Below are 17,575 nucleotides of genomic sequence, written 5' to 3' on the forward strand. Positions count from 1 at the left end.
TCGGCTTTCTTATCCGGGGGAGAATCCATGTCGGATCCTTGTTTCCCCACTATATTGGAGTTCTTTGCCACCCGGGGACCTGCAGGAACACCCGGGAACCTTCACAGGTCCGGCTTAAAGACTGATCCGGTTTCGCGCATCTGGATTGTACGATACCAGGTACCCGATACGGGCTCCTTGTACAGACATGCACTATATAGATTCTCAGCACAGCATCTGCAGTGTCTCACAATGTTACGTAGTATATACGTACATCTCAAAGCACTTACCGTTTCCCCAAATTCTGCTACAATATTATAACCGCACTACGGAGACCACCTGCTCACAGCCCCAATATTGCAACACATATATCGTACCGCCGCCAAACGCTACTCTCATGAGAGTGATCCGGGCTCCTGCAATAGGGAAGGCACACGAACTGGTCGTAAAGATGATCCTTGAGAAAGGGTGGATCCTCCGGACCGAAGATGCCGAGGAGACCGTGGAGTTCGAGGAAGTCGCCCTCCAGGTAGATACTCCGCTTGCAGAACCGCTGGTGAGCCCCTACTCCCGGTTCCAGCAGAGGTTTGTCGAAAAGTACGCGTCTGACCTGTTGAACGGCTCGAAGGCATCGTTCGAGTACGACTACCACGGCCGGCTCTTTGACTGGGGAGAGCGACTCTCGGTCAACGGCGAGCCGGTGCATGTCGACCAGATCGAATATATCGTGGAGAAACTCCGCCAGTCCCCGGTCAGCCGCCGGGCCATCGCTATCACCTGGAACCCGGTCATCGATGAGAAACTCGACGACTGCCCCTGCCTCCAGCTCGTCCAGTGCGTGCTCCGGGACGGGAAGCTTGCCATGCGGGTGATCTTCCGGAGCAACGATATGCTCACTGCGGCAGGGGCGAACATGTACGCTCTTGTCCAGCTCCAGAAGTCCATTGCCGACAAGCTGGGAGTTCCTATTGGGACCTACACCCACATCTCGCTCGTGCCGCACATCTATTACCTCCGTGACATGAACGACATCGAGCCGTTCTGCGGAAAGGGGCAGTTTATCCAGCCAGTACAGGAAGTCTGCCGTGCCTGCGGCAGATGCCCCCGGGCAAAGACTGCCTGATGGGGCCCTAAAGCCGTCAGTTTAATTAAGCAACAGCGGCAAAAAGTATGAGGCAACATAGCCCGGTAGTGTAGCGGTCAATCATGCGAGACTCTGGATCTCGCGACAGCAGTTCGAATCTGCTCCGGGCTACTCTTTTGTTCCATTGTTTTTCTGGCAGACCGTAAGGGGGGTTTTGCTGCATGCGTAACCTTTGAGGTGGCGGGCAAACGTATCCGGAGGGAAATAGTTCCGGGCCGTACCGGTTTTTTTTGCCAAAAAAAGATCCGCGAAAAAAATTTCAGCTGAAATTTTTTAGAAATTTTCAACTTTCAAACCAAATTTTTTTGGGCCGGCCAACTTTCAACCGGAATTTTTTTTGTTTTTTCAACTTTCAAACCAAAAAAAATCCCGAAAATGCAGATCGCGGGTGATCGAATCGCGGCCGGTCTACGACGTGAATGTGAGTTAGTTAGCTAACTAACACCTTTTTTTCCAACTTTCGCGCCAACTTTTTTTGGATTTTTCAACTTTCAACCGGAAAATTTTTGCGATTTTTAACTTTCGCGCCGAAAATTTTTCCGCCCGGGAACTTTCAGGCCAAAAAAATTGCGCGGAAAAAATTTCAGCGCGGGCGTGCCGGGCCCGATCGGTTGTACAGGATTTTGTACCGGATCCTCCTCTCCATCGGTGAAGTCGATCGTGAACGGGCGTTTTTCCGGATTTTGCTGCGATCGTCCGGAAATTTTTGGGCCGTACGAACTTTCGCGCCAGAAAAATTCCGGTAGCCGGCCGTTCAAACGCGAAAAAGCACCTGAAAGTCTGTTAAAAAAAGAGCCGGCACAATCTCATGCAATAATGGCCGACAGGATGCAGCCGATAAAGATCGCGCCGAACGTCCCTGCCCCGCCAATACTGACCTGCGGCACTTCGAGATCCCCCGCATGGGGCAGGTGCGCGATGTTCGCACCGAGCAGGATGCCAAAGACTGCGCTCACAAACGCGATGACCCCCGCGGAAAGGCCAAGTCCCTGCGCAAACAGGATCCCGCAGAGAAGGGCCGTAAGTCCCGGGACAAAGAGCGGGGTACGGATCCCAAGGCCAACCACCGGCCGGGTCGTCACGTATGCAATCGCCGCGACAATCAGGATAGCCACCGCCACCTGGAGATACAGCGTGTCCCCGGTCATGACATCCGTGGCCTTGTACAGGAGCCAGCAGGCCATTACCGCGGGGATGATCGCCCCGCCAAGGTTTACCGCAATCGAGGTCTCCCACATCCCGCCGACTTCGGTAGGCGTGAACGCATCCGGGAACTGCCCCGCCTCGCCATGCGGCATCCTGATCGTCTCTTTTCTGACCTTCCAGACCGGGATGTTCACGAGACTGCAGATCAGGATCAGGATGACAAGCGCGGTCGCGGTAATCCACGAGAGGCCGACAAGGTTCGTGAACGCCTGGCCCACGAGTCCCAGGAACAGAAGCGGGACAACGATAACAATGAGCCCGATGATGACCAGCAGTGCGATGACGGTCAGGGGGCTGGCAGAATACACACGCATATCGGATGGCATGATGATCCCGGAAGGTTATTTTTTACAGATAATGGCCGCGTGGTCTTGGTGGTAGGGGGCAAGCCATGTACTCTCAACTACTGTGAGCCCGGCAGAGATGAGGATATCGAGCGTGTCGCGGAAGACTGCGGCCGGTTCTTTCCTGATATCCACGCTCCGGGTCTTGAGCATGAGGATGAGGTATCCGCCTTTTTTTAAGAATGCGCAGTTCCTGATCGCGATCGCTGCCTGGTCCGGCTGGGCAACATCCTGGTAGAGGAGGTCGACTGCCTCCACCAGCATTGCATACTGCTCGGGGCAGGATGCATCGGCAAGGATCGGCATCACGTTTTTGCGCCGGCGGGCCACTTCGAGCAGGTCCTGCATGGGGCGCGGGGCAAACTCGATGGCATAGACTACTTCCGTGTAATCGGCAACATGGGAGACCGTGGTGCCGTTTGCAGCCCCGAGATAGAGTACCTTCATATACGACACGAGTTCGATGCCGTTTCCCACAAGGTACAGGGCCGCGAGCTTGCTTCGGTACGGGTCCCAGACCCGGTACCCGTCCAGCATCCGCTCGCTGTACACCCCGCCTTCGCCTTTCGATACGAGCACATCGCCGATCCGGATCATGACCTGCCGCCTCCGTCCCCGCCGGCATCGGGGGTTCCCGCACGGTCGATCGTTGCCTGCGCATCTTCAAGGAATGCCGGTTCCGCCCGGCCCCGGTAGTAATCGATCCGGGCGGCAATCGCGAGCTTTGCGGCAAGCACCCGGGCTACCTTCCCCCGCACCTCCCGCGGGGCATTGTGCACCCGCCGGTGCTGGAAGATGATCCCGTGTTTTGGTGCAGGAGCATGCGTGCGTATGTGCGCAAAGAGCGCGGTCCGGGCCCCGAGCACCTGTATCGTACTTCCCGGGAGCCGCGAGAGTTCCTTTAATCCCCCCGCGCAGGAGAGGAGCCGGGCCGCGACAAGCCCGCCGATGAGCTCGCTTGTATTGGGCATCACGCCGCATGCCCGGGCCGAGACCTCCTTTGCAAGCGCAGTCCGGGCTTCGGCAAGGCCGGCAATCTCCTGTGCAACCCGGTTGAGTGCTCCGCCCCCGCCGCGCTCCCGGCCCCGTTCCGCAATCGAACGGACGAGCACGTGCGCCGGCGTCCTGCGGTACTTGCGGGAGAACGAGGGGTGCCGGATCTGGTACCAGTCCGCCACCCGTTCAGAGAGGAGATTTGTTACCGTGTCCATCTCGTCAAGCGTCCGCACCATCTGGAGCAGCTCGACATCGCCCGAAGCGTACCGCTCCCGTATCCCCTGCTCCGATCCCGCAATGCAGACTTTCTGGAGGATGGCGAGGTATTCCGCACGGTCGCGGCAGACCCCGCAGGCCACGGCCTGCTCCCAGAGGAGGGGGGTAAAATTGTCCATGCCGACCCGGCTCTCTTTTATCCGGAGGGCATACGCTGCGGCGTCACCGGTAAACGGGGCGCACGTTTCCCCGGAAATGTCGCCGAACCAGCAGGACTGCATGGTACAGATGTGGGGGCGCACGGCTAAAAAAAGATGGCCCGCAGGGAACCCGTGCCCCGATGGTCAGATCCACGCAATCCCAAACGAGTACAGGATAACCGGCACCATGATGGCGCCCATGCAGTAGACCCGGGAGACGTTTATCATGTGCGGCACGAGCCCGAGAAGTACCGCAAGGACGAGAATGAGGATCCCGAACGGCCCGGTGAGAACGATACAGAGGCCCACGACAAAGAGGATCACTGCCCGGTTGAGCATCCGGCCGTTGATCCCGTCGAGCCTGCCTGCGGATCGGGACAGGGCGATCGTAATGACATAGGCAAGGCAGGCCGCAAGGACACCGATCACCACGAGTTCGCTCATGGACGGGAGCGGCAGTTCGGCGAGCGCGACCATGACGCCGTTTCTGGTCCGTGAGAGCGCATAGAGCGCGGCAAGGCCGATGAACGCATTTGCCGTGTTCGCTGCGCTCGTGGCAAGGATGTAGGCCCGGCGGTCCTTCTCGTACCCGATCACCGAGGCAAGAGCGCCGTTTGCCGTGGCAGTCGAGAGCCCGGGCAGCCACCCGACCGCGATGCCGGCAAGGGTGCCGAGCACAGAGCTTTTCACGACCGTCCTGTTCTCCACCCGGAGGCCCCGGAACTGCTGGACGGGAAGCCGGCCCTGCGCAGCAACGAGCAGGACGGAGATCCCAAAGAGGCCGGCAAGGAGCGGCATGAGTACCGCGGTAGTTCCCCCGAGCGTGTGCCAGCAGAGGAAATCGTACCGCAGCGCAAACGCACCGAGCAGGCCGGAGACCGAAAAGATTGCAAGCGCCCACCCGGGCGATTCGCTCATGACGATCATGTAGCCGATGACAGCAACGATCAGGATCCCGATGCCCCAGTCGAAGTACGGCTGGAGGGCGGGCAGGAAGACAAAGCAGAGAACCGAGAGCGGGACGGAGATAATAATCGCGCAGGCGCTCCCGAGGGCGGCGATCCTCACCGCCTCCTCGCCGTTCCCTTCAAGGCAGAGGGCATGGGCCGGAAGGACCGCAAGCGAGGTGTCTGCATCGGGAATACCCAGGAACGTGGACGGGATGCACTCGACAAAGGTATGCGTGATCAGGGCGGCAAAGAGGGTGCCGGCGAGCGCAAGCGGTCCGAGTACGGCAAGAAGGACGGCCTGCGCACCGAGCAGGATCCCGGCAAGCGTGTTTGCGTGAACGCCGGGGACAAGACCGCTCGCGGTGCCAAGGATGACGCCGAGCAGGACACCGATCACGATCTCGATCATACCAGAAGGTACGGGAGAATGGACATAAATCAACCGAAATGCATACCCTCTTAACATACGGGGGTGAAAAATCCACCAATGAAGATCGCAGTCACGCGCCTTTCAGGGAAGGAAGAACGGGATGCGGCACGGTGCGCAGCGTTCGGGCACTGCTGTTACAGCGTCCACCCGCTCCGTTCGGAGATCCAGAACAAGGTTGTCTCCGCATTTGCCGAAGCCGTGGAACGGGGCGAGTTCGACTGCATCTTTTTCACAAGCGCCCTGCCTGCAAAGATCCTGGCACCGATCCTGGTAAACCCCCCCCGGGTAATCGCTATCGGCCCCGAGACCGCACGGGAACTCGAACGGTGCGGGATCGCGTCCGAGACCCTGCCCGGTTTCTACTCGCGCGATTTTGTCCCGTTCCTTGGCGCATGGATCAGGGGAAAGACCATCGGGCTGCCCCGCGCCGATGTCCCTAACGCCCCCCTCATCGGCACCATTGAGGCGGCCGGCGGCATTGCCAGAGAGTTCCGCTGTTACCGGCTCGCGCCCACAAACGAACCGCTCGACCTCGCGCAGGCGGACGCCCTCCTCTTTACGAGCGCAATGTCGTATAAGAAGGCAGTCTGGACTCCCCGGTGCGGCCTGCTGGTGATGGCTATTGGCGATGTCACGGCCGATGCAATGCGGTGCGGGGGAACGTTCCCGGATATCGTGGGAGACGGGTCGCTCGAAGGGACGCTCGCGGCGCTCAATGAATACCGGGAAAAGACACGGATAGTGCGATGACAGACTCCACAACGCAGGAACAAACAGAAGCCCCGCGAGCCGTGCCGCTCTGGCACGGGGCCGGCATTGTCGTGATCGACAAGCCCCGGGGGCCCTCCAGTCACGAGGTTGCCGCATGGGTGGGAAAGATGCTCGGCTGCCAGGTGGGCCATGCCGGCACCCTTGACCCGCAGGTCTCGGGGATCCTCCTGGTGATGCTCGGGAACGCCGTGCGTCTCGCCCCATTGCTCTTAAAGCACGACAAGGAATACATCTGCCTGATGCGGCTCCACAAGGAGGTGGACCGGAAACGGATCGATGAGATTGCCGCGGAATTCACCGGCCGGATCTACCAGCGTCCGCCCCGGAGGAGCGCGGTCAAACGCCTGCTGCGTATCCGTACCATCAAAAAGCTGGAGATCCTCGGGGTTGAAGGCCGGCTCGTGCTCTTCAGGGTCGAATGCGATGCGGGGACCTACATCCGCTCGCTCTGCCACCACATGGGCCTCGCGCTCGGGACCGGGGCGCACATGCAGGAGCTGCGCCGGACCCGGTCGGGAGTGTTTGACGAGCGTGTCATGCACACGCTCCACGACCTCCAGGACGCCCGCGTTGCGGCAGCGGCAGGAGACCGGGCAGCCCTTGCATCGATGATCGTTTCTGTCGATGCAGCGGTTCCCGAGCTTCCCGCGGTGATTGTGCGCGGGACTGCGGTAGATGCACTCTGTCACGGTGCGGCCCTCGCCGGGGTCGGGATGCTCCGCTGCGACGAGTTCAAAAAAGACCAGATGGTCGCCGTGCTCACGGAAAAGAGAGAGTTCGTGGGCCTTGGTATGGCGCTCGCCCCGTCCTCCTCATGGAAGCCCGGCACAACCGGTCTTTTCGTTGCCATGACCACGGTTTTTTTAGCGCCCGGCACATACCCGCGGGGCTGGAAAAAAGCTGCCGGCCCCCGGAAACCCGGGCCCATGAAAGGATAGCATTAAAAAAATACCCGGCAAATACATGGGATACACTTTTTGCTGAGGTAGTCTAGCGGTAGGGCGCAGGCCTGGAAAGCCTGTGGTGCGAAAGTGCCTCGGGGGTTCAATTCCCCCCCTCAGCGTATTACCTTCTTTTGAAGAATCGGGCAGTTATCTGGGGTTATTTTACGGGGCGGTCCCGGCCGCCCGGCCCAGCTCGAAGGCTTTGGTATTGACCGCGACCGTCTTTGGCGGGACGAGCTTTTTTACCGCTTCCAGCAGGGACTCGGCTTTCAAGGGGATCGACCACGAGGCCGCCCCGAGGATCACGACGTTCTGCGCAAGGGCGCTCCCTGCTTCGACTGCAATCTGGTCGGCATCGATGATGCAGGGCGCAAACCGCGAGAGCTGAGCTGCTATCTCTTCTTCCTTCGGGGCCGGGATCTTCTGGGTGAAGACGGAAGTCGGGAGGACCATGTGGCGGTTGACCACCATCTTCCCGCCCTCCCTGAGATAATGGGAATACCGTAATGCTTCAAGCAGGTCAAAGGAGACCAAGAGATCGGCGGTACCGGGCACGATCAGCGGACCGAATTCCCCGTCGATCCTGATATGGGTCTCGACCGAACCGCCGCGCTGGGCCATGCCGTGGGTCTCGGCGCCCTTCACGTGCCGGCCCTCGCGGAGGCAGGCCTCGCCAAGGATATTGGAAGCAAGGATAGTACCCTGCCCCCCAATCCCGACAATCAGGATATCGAAGCTTTTTGTCATTTCCGTCCCTCCTTTGCAATGGCCCCGGTGGGACAGAGCCGGGCGCAGACCGCACACCCGCTGCACAGGTCGTTGATCCGCGCCATCTTGTCCGCGAACTCTATCGCCGGGCACCCGAACCGGACGCAGGTGCCGCAGCCTATGCAGATCTCCGGGTTGACCACGTAGCGGCCCCGTTTGACCCCGGTACGGCGCGCCACGATCACGCACATCTGCTTGGCGATGATCACCTTGACGCCCGGTTTTGCCTTTGCTGCTTCGAGCACGTTGAGCATCCCCGTCATATCGTACGGGTCGATGGTCTCGACAAAGGTCGCCCCGCAGGCGCGGCAGAGGGCATCGAGGGATACCGGGGGTGTCTCGACACCCGCAGCTGTCAGGCCGGTGTTCGGGTTGGGCTGGTGACCGGTCATTGCCGTGATCCGGTTGTCGAGGATCACAACCGTCATGTTCGCGCCGTTGTACACGGCATTCATGAGCCCCTGCACGCCCGTGTGCAGGAATGTTGAATCCCCGATGGTGCAGACCACATCACGGGTGGCATCGGAATGGGCGAGCCCGCTCCCGACCGTGATCGACGCGCCCATGCAGATCGTGGTGTCGACCGCACCGAGCTGGAGCCCGAGCGTGTAACAGCCGATGTCGCTCGGGTAGATCGCCAACTCCCCGAAGACCTTCTTCATTGCATAGAACGCGGCCCGGTGGTGGCAGCCTGCGCAGAGGATAGGCGGCCGGGGCGGGAGGTTTTGCACGGCGTCCCTTGTGGCAAACGGGTTCTCTTTTAAAAACCCGGCCTTTACCATCACGGCAGCGACGATCGCCGGGTTGAGTTCCCCTTCATACGGGGCATACCCGTTGATCTTCCCAAAGACCGGCACGCACCCGGCAACCTGCCGGACGGCCTCCTCTACCACGGGGGCGAGTTCCTCGATCACGAGAATCTTCTCGTGCTTTCTGGCGAATTCACCGAGCCATCCCTCGTCGATCGGATACGCCCCGATCTTCATGAACGAGACGCCCTTTGGCAGGAGCTCCTGCACGTACGAGGCACCGATGCCGCTTGCGATCACCGCGGTCTTCCCGGCAACGGTAGCATGGTTGAACCCGAGTTCCACGAGGCGCTTTTTTAAGGCCGGCTGCTTCTCGTTGAGTTTCTTGTGCAGGATACGGGTGTGGGCGGGGATTACCACGTACTGCCGCGGGTCCTTGTGGAACTCGCCCTTGCGGGTGTTGGGAACGGCTTTCCCCAGGGTCACGTCGCCCTTCGAGTGACAGATCCGGGTCGTGGGGCGGAAGATCACCGGGAGACTGAACTCCTCGGAGATCGCAAACGCAGCGGGGATCATATCGTGCGCTTCCTGCACGCCCGCGGGATCGAGACAGGGAAGCCGGGCGAAATGGGCATAGCAGCGGGTGTCCTGTTCGTTCTGGGAACTGTGCGCGAACGGGTCGTCTGCGCTCAGGATCACAAAACCTCCCGTGACACCGGTATAGGCGCTCGTCATGAGCGGGTCGGCTGCGACATTGAGCCCCACATGTTTCATGGTGCAGATGGCGCGGAGTCCGCTCCACGCGGCGGCAAGCGCGTTTTCAAGCGCGACTTTCTCATTGACCGACCATTCCACATGGTAGCCGGGGTCTTTTACTGTACGGAGCACATCGACAACTTCCGACGATGGGGTTCCGGGGTACCCGCTGACAAAACCGATGCCCGATTCGAGGCACGCGTGGGCGATTGCCTCGTTCCCGAGAAGATACTGCCGTTCCATGATCCCTGATCCTGTAAACATGTATTTTTTATCCCCGCTTGGTAAAGCATTATCCTGTTCGCTCCTGTCCGCACCTGCGCCCAGCAGAGGATTCACAAACCTATAAAAACTCTAATGGAATATCTAATAAGGTAAATTTCAAGGCAATCCTTTTGGGCCCGTAGCATAGCCCGGTGGTGCGCCCGGCTGATAACCGGGAGGTCATGCGTTCGAATCGCATCGGGCCCACTCAATCATTTTTATATTTTTAAAATATTTTTTTCCTACGGCGTGAATTTTGGTCACCCCCCATCGGGGATCCCCTTTGCAAAGGAAAATAAAAAAGTTATTTTGATGCAGCCGGGGCTGCAAAAACATAGGCAATTACTTTTTCGAGCGCGTCGAGGAGTTCCTGTTCTGCCGTGGAGTAATCGCGGACTGCCTTATACAGCATGAACATGATGTCGTACCCGTACTCCTCCAGGGCGGCCTTTGGCTCAATCGGATTAAGATACGAGTCGGTGACAAAGCCGTCGCTGCTGTACATTAACTCGTAGAACTTTCCCTTTTCAGACAGGACGCAGAACTGGTCGGCGATCTTTTTGGCGGGATTGTCGGGGCGAAACGGGGCGGGTTCTGCCTTCCCGAGGATAATCATCTTCTCGGTGTAATAGTTGGTATCGTACAGCTCGTTTTTCGTATCCTGTTTGCCGATCTTGAGCAGGTTGAGCCCCACCGAATCCACTACAGGCACAGCCAGTACGGCCATGCGCCCCAGCAGTTCTCCGTCATGTTTTCTGACGTTTTCCGCGAGCGGGGCATCCTTCTTTTTCATCTCTTCGATCTTTTCCATGATCCGGGTAAATCCGGTCTCGATCTCGTCCATCTGACATCTCCTCGTTATGCTGGCGTAAAACAAGAATAGGTGCGGGTTATGCAATAAACCATTCGTCATGGGGATGACGGGTCCGGTACCTTCCTGCCCATGAAGAAATATTTCCGGTCGCGGGTGAGGACGGCATTGATACGGGATCCCAGCGGCAGGTCTTTTCCAAGAACCACACCGGTATACTCGGCGGTCCGGGCCATGACCGAGCCCGGCCGGAGTTTCTCGGTCACCATGCAGGAGACCGTTGTCCCGAGCAGGGACCGGTTTGTCGCAGAGTACTGTTCTTCGGCATACGCATTGAGTATCCGGGACCGGTCTTTCTTGACCGCATCCGGGAAGTCCTTCTCCTCAAACGGCCCGGTGAACGGGCGCTTCGAGTACCGCGTAACATTGACCTTGGCTGGCCGCACCCTGCCGATAAGCGCCAGGGTCCGGGAAAAATCCTCTTCGGTTTCGCCGGGAAAACCGACAATAACGTCGGTCGAAATACCGATTCCGGGATAGCGTGCGCGGAATGCGGCAACGATCGTCTCGAACTCCTGTACGGTATAGCCCCGCCCCATCTGTCCGAGAATGCGGTCCGACCCGGACTGGACCGGCAGGTGCAGGAACCGGAAGATCCGGTCGCTGGAAAACACGTCCACAAGATCGTCAAGGAGGGGAAGGACGGTTGCCGGGTTCATCATCCCGACGCGGATCCGGTAGTTCCCGGGGACGCAGACGATGGCAGAAAGGAGCGCCGGCAGGGACGTACCGGTATCGTGGCCATAGGCACTGACATCCTGTGCCGTCAGCTGGATCTCGCAGGCACCCGCGGCAACAAAAGCCTGCACTTTCCGAACAATCTCCTCTGTCGGGAAGCTGACAAGAGGCCCGCGTGCCCTGCGGGTGAGACAATAGGTGCAGTGCCCGAGGCACCCCTGCGCGATCTGGACAATCCCGACACCCCCGGCAGGGGAGACGGTCAGCACAGAACGGTATGCCTCCCGGATGGTGTCGGGATGGATGAAGACGGGAGTGCAGACCGAGAGGATCGCCTCGCGCTGGACAAGCGGCATACAGCCGGTGACGTACAGCAGTTTTTCCCGCAGGGCAGAAAGGCGCCGGAGCATACGGCGTTCCGTCGGGCCGACCACCGTGCAGGTATTGACAATCACTGCATCTGCCTCCTCCGGGGATTCGACAACAACACTCCCGTAATACCGGAGAATTTCAACAAGGTTTGCCGAATCCCCGAAATTATAGGCGCACCCGTAGGTCTCGATATATACCCGCTTTCCCGCAAGCGGCGCAAAGGCAGAAACTGGATCTGTCAGCGGTTCGCCGGGCCGGGGAGGTTCCATGATCGGTTCACTATTGTTCTGGGAGACAAAACCAGTTAAAGATCGGTGAACGTGTCCCCCTTTTGTGGGTAACCATTAATCCATGGTACCGATAACCTGATCACCATGTTACGCATCGGGCTGCTGGGATGCGGGAATATCGGGCACATCCTGGCACAGAATGCAGAGGGGTTTGTTGTCTCTGCTGTCTACGACAAGGTTCCGGAGCGGGCCCGGGATCTTGCCACCACCTGCCATGCAAAAGCCTGTGATACGTTTGGAGATTTCCTGAACGCAGATATTGATCTCGTCGTTGAAGCAGCATCGGTAGCTGCCGCGCGGGAACATGCCCGGGAAGTGCTCCGCCACAAAAAAGATATCGTGATCATGAGCGTCGGGGCGCTCACCGATACCGCGTTTAAGGACGAGCTTGTTGCAACAGCACGAACGACCGGGACAAAGATCCATATCCCGAGCGGGGCAATCTTCGGTCTCGACAACCTCAAGATCGGGCAGATCTCGCCGATCAAAAAACTGCTTCTCGTAACCACGAAGAGCCCGCAGTCGCTGGGCCTGAAGACCACAAAAAAAGAACGCATCTTCTCCGGAAAAGCACACGAATGCATCAAGTCCTATCCAAAGAACGTGAATGTCTCCATTGCGCTGGGCCTTGCCGCCGGGCAGGATGCAGACGTGGAACTCTGGGTGGACCCGGCCGCAGAAAGGAACGTCCATGAGATCTATTTCGAGGGCAGCTTCGGCGAGACCTACATCCGGGTGACCAATCTCCCGAGCCCGGACAACCCGGCAACGAGTTACCTTGCCGCGCTCTCCATCCTCTCCCTGTTAAAGAACCTCGACAGCCCGCTCGTTATCGGGACATAAAAACAGGTATACCTGTCATGGTGCCGCTGGAAGAACTCCTGAAATTTGTCCTGGAGGATGCGCCGTTCGGGGATGTTACCTCCGATGCAGTCATTCCGGATATGCACTGCCATGCCGTCATCCGGGCCGAGCAGGACGGCGTTGCCGCAGGTCTTGGGGAGGCAACAGCCCTCTTCTCACACTTCGGGGTAACCGTACGGCAGGATACCTGCGATGGAGATTCCGTAAAGAACGGCAAGGTGCTCCTTTCGCTTGACGGGCCTGCAAAAGGGATCCTGCTTGTTGAACGTACCGCGCTCAACCTTATCGGGAGAATGAGCGGGATCGCTACCCGGACAAACATCCTGGCGGAGATGGTGCGTGCGGAGAATCCCTGCTGCCGGGTTGCAGGAACGCGAAAGACCGCCCCGGGCCTCCGGGCGCTGGACAAGAAGGCGATTGCCCTCGGCGGCGGCGATCCCCACCGGTCCAGCCTGAGCGACGGGGTGCTCATCAAGGACAACCACCTTGCACTTGTACCGGTAGCAGAGGCAGTAAAAAAGGCAAAAACGGCAAGTGCCTACCGGAAGATCGAAGTCGAAGTCGAATCCGCTGAAGATGCATGTACGGCTGCCCGGGCAGGAGCCGACATCCTCCTCTTCGACAACATGACACCGGCACGGGTACAGGAGACCATCAAAGCCCTGCAAACCGCAGGTCTCCGCGAGAAGGTGCTCGTGGAACTCTCCGGGGGGATCACGGCAGAGACCATCCGGGACTATGCCCGGACCGGAGCGGATCTTATCAGCCTCGGGGCACTCACCCATACGGTGAAAAACTTCTCCGTGACACTCGAGATCCAAAAATAACTTTTTTAGAGAGCCTCACCACGGGTCCTTCACGGGATTTGCCGGATATCCTCGGCTGAGCCGATCACGATCTCTTTTTTGCCCTCATACGTCTGGACCGTACCGTAAAGGGTTACCTTGGTCCCCCTGGCAAAGGACCGGTCACCGGCAACCGTTGCCGGGATAAACACCGAGACGTTCCGAACCGACAGGATAACGTGGCCGCCGTTTTTTATCACCGTAGCCTGATCGATGGCACCGTCCAGACGCACAAGGCTCCCATCGGCACTCTGGGGCGTATACGGCGAGGCAAACGGCTCTTTTCCCACATACCCGAGTACGAGCTGGGCGGCTATCACGGCAAGGGCTACGCCGCATAACAAGAGGATCGCGACCCGTTCCTGGCGCCCGAGCATACCAGTGGATTGAAACCGGGCATATAAATTACCGACAGGTTGATATGTTAACACTGTTAACACTACAATCATGTATCAGCAAACTTTACCCCCATCCTCAAAGACGGTCCTTGCGATACTCGACACCGGTGGTGCCATGACCCACAAGGATCTGGTACAGAAGAGCCGGCTCGCACCGCGGACGGTGCGCTATGCGCTAAAGAAGCTCAAAGAGCGCCATCTCATCATCGAGAAGTTCAACTTCCGCGATGCACGCCAGATCATCTACCAGAACAGACCGTTAAACAGTACTGAATCGCAGCCGGCGCTTGTATGACCAAACACACCTGCACGCTCATGCACTGTGATAGCATGGTGCGAAACCTCCTGCCCCCGATGAGAGCGGAGATGGTATGCAGGCTCGTAAACAAGCAGGGCCTCAGCCAGAGCGATGCAGCAAAGAGACTGGGCGTCACCCGCGCGGCAGTCTGCCAGTACATGAGTAAGAAGCGGGGATATGGCGCAATCGAACTGTCATCCGAGCTCGATGCAATGATCGACCGCTGGGCGCTTGCCGTTGTCACCGGGGAGAGCGATATCAACCTCTGCGATGTCTGCCAGTGCGCGCTCAAGAAATTCTAAAACAAAGAAGTCCTCACGCCCGTCGTGATGCTATTCCTGTTTTTTTAAAGATGAGCTTAAAGAGCGGCAGCAATCCTTCCCTGCAGTGCACCATCACCGGCGGTGCTTCCGGTAATACAGGACACCAAGAAGCCCGATTACCGCAAGTACGCAGGCAATTTTGAGATAATCTGCGGTTTTCTGCGGCGAGCGCACCGCCGGGCTCCAGTCTGCATCGAAAACCTCTTTGAAGTACCGGGCTACCCCGGGCTGTTCGATAATGACCCCGGTCTCCCGGTTGAACCCGGGTGAATTCGTGTTCCAGTTGATGCTGCTCACGAGCACCGCCCGGTCATCGACAATAACGCCCTTGTTGTGGATCTTCTCAAAGCCGTTTGCCGCGAGATCGACACACCGGGCCTCCAGCGGAAGATGCTCATCCGCCGCGATCCGGTTGATCAGCGCGGCCATCTCATCGTTATCGGCCTCGTCTTCCGTGTTGTACCAGTACGAATCTAGGAGCACCCGTACCTGCACCCCGCGTCGGGAGGCATTGATCGCTGTTGCAAGGTACGGATTGAGCCGGGTCTTTGACTCGTTGGTGATATAGGCCTGCTCGATCTCGATACTATCCTGCGCAGAATTGAGCAGGTCCGTGATCTCACTGCTGGTATCGGGCGCGATAACCGGCGTCACCTGTGCGTCGGAAAACGTTACCGGTAAAAATACCGGGGTATATGCGGATCCGGTACCTACTTCCGGAGATCCCGCACTGCCGTACACCGGTACGATAGCCGGGCCGCGCATGTCCTCAAAGAAAAGGTCACGGAAATACGCAGCTGTTGCCGGATCCTCGATCCAGACGCCCCATCCCCGGTTCCCGGTCTCACCGGTCGGGGGAAACCCGGTATGCCCGAAGTTCTCGCTTGTCACGAGCACGCTCCGGTCGTCGACGACCACGTATTTTGCATGATCGTACCGGTACGGCGCGTGCCCGCCTTCCTCCGCGGCCATCTCAAAGACGGGTATCCCGCTCTGGTTTAACTGCCGGATTGCCGATCTCTCCTCGTCACCGATCCCGCCGACCGGCCCGCCTTCGAGAAGAACCGTTACATCAACGCCCCGCTTCCGGGCGCCGACGAGACTGTCCGTGATATTCGTACTCGTGAGCTCGTAGACATTCACGAGAATCCGGTCCTGCGCGGAATCAACTGCACGGGAGAAGACCGCAAGCGAACTATCCGGGGAGGCAAATGTCGTCACGGTCGCGTTCCGGAATGTTTTCGGGCCACGCCGGGACTGGCCGAGCATGAGCACGCGGGGATCCCAGGTACCGTTTTCAAGGTAATGCACCTGGCCCTGCCGGGGTCTGACATCCCCGGGCCAGGAAATGTTCTGCACGAGCCGGCCGTCCTGGTAAAGCTTCAGCTCGTCCGCAGAATTTGCAAGCCGGAGGTTACCTCCGGAGATCACATCAGGGACCGCAGGGGAGTTGTCCTGCCATTCAAAATCCGGATACTTCCCGTGGGTCTTTTGGTACGCGGGGCCGCTCCGTGCAACCGTGAGCATCCCGTCTATCGTGGTGCCTGCCGGAAACCGAAATCCCCCGTGGTTGTCAGAAACTGCCACACCGTCAAGGGAGCCATGGCCGGCAATGACCACATACTCGTCCGGATCATCGGCCAGATAGGGGTCGGGGCAGAACTCAACGATCTGCACGGCGCTGCACGGGACAACACAGAGAAAGACCAACAGGAGTACCCAGATACAGCGCATGAAAAGCCCCGGCATCTTTCCTTTTATAATCAGGGAATATAACAGTTGGGAGATACCATGCAGGAGGATCGCCACGGCAAAAAAACGGGAGGGCTCGTAGTAAAAGTGGGCGGCAGCCTCGCCCCGCATATCCCGGCAATCGTCCCGGTCCTGCAAGACTCCCCCCGGCCCCTCCTGGTAGTTCCGGGCGGCGGCCTGTTCGCCGATGCAGTCCGCACGTCCGCATGCGCAAACAATGCCGACGCCGCCCACTGGATGGCCTGCGCTGCCATGGACCAGTACGGCTGGCTGATCGCTGCCAACGGGCTGGTGACCACCACGCAGATCGCAGTCCCGGAAACGACCACGGTCCTCCTCCCGTACTGTGCCCTGCGCCGGCACGATCCCCTGCCGCATTCATGGGACGTGACCTCGGACACCATTGCAGCATGGGTGGCAAAAACGGCGGGGTGCGACCTGCTCGTCCTCAAGTCCGTGGACGGGATCGAAACCGGGGGGAACGTGGCGCCCTGCATCGATCGTGCCATCGCCACGGATACCGTGGACCCCTGCTTTATCCCCTTCGTGCTGAACCACCGGATCAGGACCTTTGTCATGAACGGATCCGATGCAGGACGACTTGCCGGGTGGCTGGAGGGAAAAACCGTGCCGGGAACCCGTCTTGGTACAACCTTTTAAAGGTACTAAAAGAGATACTATAGGAATCCTTAAAGGAGCGATATCATGTCAGATAAAAAGTGTACGTCCTGCAGCGCTCCGCTTGCAGAAGAGGGATCAACGGCTTTCGCGTGCCCCTCGTGCGGTGTCGAGATCACCCGGTGCTACCGGTGCAGGGAGCAGAGTATTCCCTACGTCTGCCCGAAATGCGGATTCGGGGGACCGTAAGGCATGGGGAGCGTTGTAGCCATTCTCAGGGTCATGCCGGAATCTCCCGAAGTCGACCTTGAAAAATTAAAAGCCGCGCTCAAAGAGAAGCTGCCCGGCATCAAAGACATCCAGGAAGAACCGATCGGCTTTGGGCTCAAGGCCCTCAAGCTTGCCGTGATCGTCAACGACGCCGGCGGCGAGACCGATGCGCTCGAGGGAAAACTCAGCGCGGTTCCCGGTGTCGAACGGGCAGAGATTATCGAAGTAACCCTGAACTAAAACGAATAGGGATACCAATCCTTATTCCGACCTTTTTCC

At 58.8% G+C, this 17,575-nt stretch carries 21 protein-coding genes and 3 tRNA genes; 13 read left to right on the forward strand and 11 right to left on the reverse strand.

Annotated elements, in window-relative coordinates:
• Positions 1-376 precede the first annotated feature (376 nt).
• Positions 377-1,102, forward strand: coding sequence for a thymidylate synthase (locus BP758_RS11770; RefSeq protein WP_292371080.1), 726 nt, complete (start codon positions 377-379; stop codon positions 1,100-1,102).
• A gap of 59 nt (positions 1,103-1,161) precedes the next feature.
• Positions 1,162-1,234, forward strand: a tRNA-Gln gene (locus BP758_RS11775).
• Positions 1,235-1,638: 404 nt separating this feature from the next.
• Here the strand turns inward: BP758_RS11775 and BP758_RS11780 are convergent.
• The 5 genes from BP758_RS11780 to BP758_RS11800 form a co-directional block, all read right to left on the reverse strand.
• Positions 1,639-1,881: a hypothetical protein gene (locus BP758_RS11780; RefSeq protein WP_292371081.1), complete on the reverse strand. Its 243-nt coding sequence runs from the start codon at positions 1,879-1,881 to the stop codon at positions 1,639-1,641.
• Between the two features lie 48 nt (positions 1,882-1,929).
• Positions 1,930-2,655 carry a DUF1614 domain-containing protein gene (locus BP758_RS11785; RefSeq protein ID WP_292371082.1) on the reverse strand — a complete coding sequence of 242 codons (726 nt, stop codon included), beginning with the start codon at positions 2,653-2,655 and terminating at the stop codon, positions 1,930-1,932.
• Between the two features lie 15 nt (positions 2,656-2,670).
• Positions 2,671-3,270 carry a fibrillarin-like rRNA/tRNA 2'-O-methyltransferase gene (locus BP758_RS11790; protein ID WP_292371083.1) on the reverse strand — a complete coding sequence of 200 codons (600 nt, stop codon included), beginning with the start codon at positions 3,268-3,270 and terminating at the stop codon, positions 2,671-2,673.
• The gene (locus tag BP758_RS11795; RefSeq protein WP_292371084.1) at positions 3,267-4,166 is read right to left on the reverse strand and encodes an NOP5/NOP56 family protein; all 900 of its coding nucleotides are present in this window, start codon (positions 4,164-4,166) and stop codon (positions 3,267-3,269) included. Before BP758_RS11795 ends, BP758_RS11790 begins: the two co-directional genes overlap by 4 nt.
• Positions 4,167-4,229: 63 nt before the next feature.
• Positions 4,230-5,444, reverse strand: coding sequence for a tripartite tricarboxylate transporter permease (locus tag BP758_RS11800; RefSeq protein WP_292371085.1), 1,215 nt, complete (start codon positions 5,442-5,444; stop codon positions 4,230-4,232).
• A gap of 78 nt (positions 5,445-5,522) precedes the next feature.
• Here BP758_RS11800 and BP758_RS11805 point away from each other — a divergent pair, with 78 nt between their 5' ends.
• From BP758_RS11805 to BP758_RS11815, 3 genes are all read left to right on the forward strand, one after another.
• Entirely contained in the window at positions 5,523-6,215 is a 693-nt protein-coding gene (locus tag BP758_RS11805) for a uroporphyrinogen-III synthase (protein ID WP_292371086.1), read from the forward strand.
• The gene (locus tag BP758_RS11810; protein ID WP_292371087.1) at positions 6,212-7,174 is read left to right on the forward strand and encodes an RNA-guided pseudouridylation complex pseudouridine synthase subunit Cbf5; all 963 of its coding nucleotides are present in this window, start codon (positions 6,212-6,214) and stop codon (positions 7,172-7,174) included. Before BP758_RS11805 ends, BP758_RS11810 begins: the two co-directional genes overlap by 4 nt.
• 41 nt (positions 7,175-7,215) lie before the next feature.
• Positions 7,216-7,299 (forward strand) — tRNA-Ser (locus BP758_RS11815).
• A gap of 43 nt (positions 7,300-7,342) precedes the next feature.
• Here the strand turns inward: BP758_RS11815 and BP758_RS11820 are convergent.
• Both BP758_RS11820 and iorA read right to left on the reverse strand, forming a co-directional pair.
• Positions 7,343-7,927 carry an indolepyruvate oxidoreductase subunit beta gene (locus BP758_RS11820; RefSeq protein WP_292371088.1) on the reverse strand — a complete coding sequence of 195 codons (585 nt, stop codon included), beginning with the start codon at positions 7,925-7,927 and terminating at the stop codon, positions 7,343-7,345.
• On the reverse strand, positions 7,924-9,696 hold the full coding sequence (iorA, locus tag BP758_RS11825; protein WP_292371114.1) for an indolepyruvate ferredoxin oxidoreductase subunit alpha: 1,773 nt from the start codon (positions 9,694-9,696) through the stop codon (positions 7,924-7,926). Before iorA ends, BP758_RS11820 begins: the two co-directional genes overlap by 4 nt.
• A 154-nt stretch (positions 9,697-9,850) precedes the next feature.
• On the opposite strand from iorA, the gene BP758_RS11830 reads away from it, so the two are divergent.
• Positions 9,851-9,924: transfer RNA gene (locus tag BP758_RS11830), tRNA-Ile, on the forward strand.
• Positions 9,925-10,021: 97 nt separating this feature from the next.
• Here BP758_RS11830 and BP758_RS11835 read toward each other — a convergent pair.
• Both BP758_RS11835 and BP758_RS11840 read right to left on the reverse strand, forming a co-directional pair.
• A complete protein-coding gene (locus tag BP758_RS11835) occupies positions 10,022-10,561 on the reverse strand; it encodes a hypothetical protein (RefSeq protein WP_292371089.1) in 540 nt (179 codons plus the stop codon).
• Positions 10,562-10,626: 65 nt separating this feature from the next.
• Complete coding sequence (locus tag BP758_RS11840) at positions 10,627-11,907, reverse strand: tRNA (N(6)-L-threonylcarbamoyladenosine(37)-C(2))-methylthiotransferase (protein ID WP_292371090.1); 1,281 nt, start codon at positions 11,905-11,907, stop codon at positions 10,627-10,629.
• Between the two features lie 105 nt (positions 11,908-12,012).
• On the opposite strand from BP758_RS11840, the gene nadX reads away from it, so the two are divergent.
• Positions 12,013-12,771: an aspartate dehydrogenase gene (nadX, locus tag BP758_RS11845; RefSeq protein ID WP_292371091.1), complete on the forward strand. Its 759-nt coding sequence runs from the start codon at positions 12,013-12,015 to the stop codon at positions 12,769-12,771.
• 17 nt (positions 12,772-12,788) lie between these two features.
• Complete coding sequence (gene nadC / locus BP758_RS11850; protein WP_292371092.1) at positions 12,789-13,619, forward strand: carboxylating nicotinate-nucleotide diphosphorylase; 831 nt, start codon at positions 12,789-12,791, stop codon at positions 13,617-13,619.
• 29 nt (positions 13,620-13,648) lie between these two features.
• Here nadC and BP758_RS11855 read toward each other — a convergent pair whose 3' ends face one another.
• Positions 13,649-14,014: a hypothetical protein gene (locus BP758_RS11855; protein ID WP_292371093.1), complete on the reverse strand. Its 366-nt coding sequence runs from the start codon at positions 14,012-14,014 to the stop codon at positions 13,649-13,651.
• A gap of 70 nt (positions 14,015-14,084) precedes the next feature.
• Between BP758_RS11855 and BP758_RS11860 the strand changes: the two genes are divergently transcribed.
• Both BP758_RS11860 and BP758_RS11865 read left to right on the forward strand, forming a co-directional pair.
• Entirely contained in the window at positions 14,085-14,330 is a 246-nt protein-coding gene (locus BP758_RS11860; RefSeq protein WP_292371094.1) for a MarR family transcriptional regulator, read from the forward strand.
• On the forward strand, positions 14,327-14,635 hold the full coding sequence (locus tag BP758_RS11865) for a transcriptional regulator (protein ID WP_292371095.1): 309 nt from the start codon (positions 14,327-14,329) through the stop codon (positions 14,633-14,635). The genes BP758_RS11860 and BP758_RS11865 overlap by 4 nt, the downstream gene beginning before the upstream one ends.
• A gap of 93 nt (positions 14,636-14,728) precedes the next feature.
• On the opposite strand, the gene BP758_RS11870 is transcribed toward BP758_RS11865, so the two are convergent.
• Entirely contained in the window at positions 14,729-16,390 is a 1,662-nt protein-coding gene (locus BP758_RS11870) for a phospholipase D-like domain-containing protein (RefSeq protein ID WP_292371096.1), read from the reverse strand.
• A 57-nt stretch (positions 16,391-16,447) separates the two neighbouring features.
• On the opposite strand from BP758_RS11870, the gene BP758_RS11875 reads away from it, so the two are divergent.
• Genes BP758_RS11875 through BP758_RS11885 form a run of 3 tightly spaced genes read left to right on the forward strand, consistent with a single transcriptional unit; the run spans position 16,448 to position 17,536 of the window.
• Entirely contained in the window at positions 16,448-17,068 is a 621-nt protein-coding gene (locus BP758_RS11875) for a uridylate kinase (RefSeq protein WP_292371097.1), read from the forward strand.
• A gap of 45 nt (positions 17,069-17,113) precedes the next feature.
• Positions 17,114-17,275 (forward strand): zinc finger domain-containing protein, encoded by a 162-nt coding sequence (locus BP758_RS11880; protein ID WP_292371098.1) that lies wholly within the window; start codon positions 17,114-17,116, stop codon positions 17,273-17,275.
• A gap of 3 nt (positions 17,276-17,278) precedes the next feature.
• Entirely contained in the window at positions 17,279-17,536 is a 258-nt protein-coding gene (locus BP758_RS11885) for an elongation factor 1-beta (RefSeq protein ID WP_292371099.1), read from the forward strand.
• Positions 17,537-17,575 lie beyond the last annotated feature (39 nt).

Origin of the sequence: Methanoregula sp. UBA64 (genome assembly GCF_002502735.1) — an archaeon.
GTDB lineage: Archaea > Halobacteriota > Methanomicrobia > Methanomicrobiales > Methanospirillaceae > Methanoregula.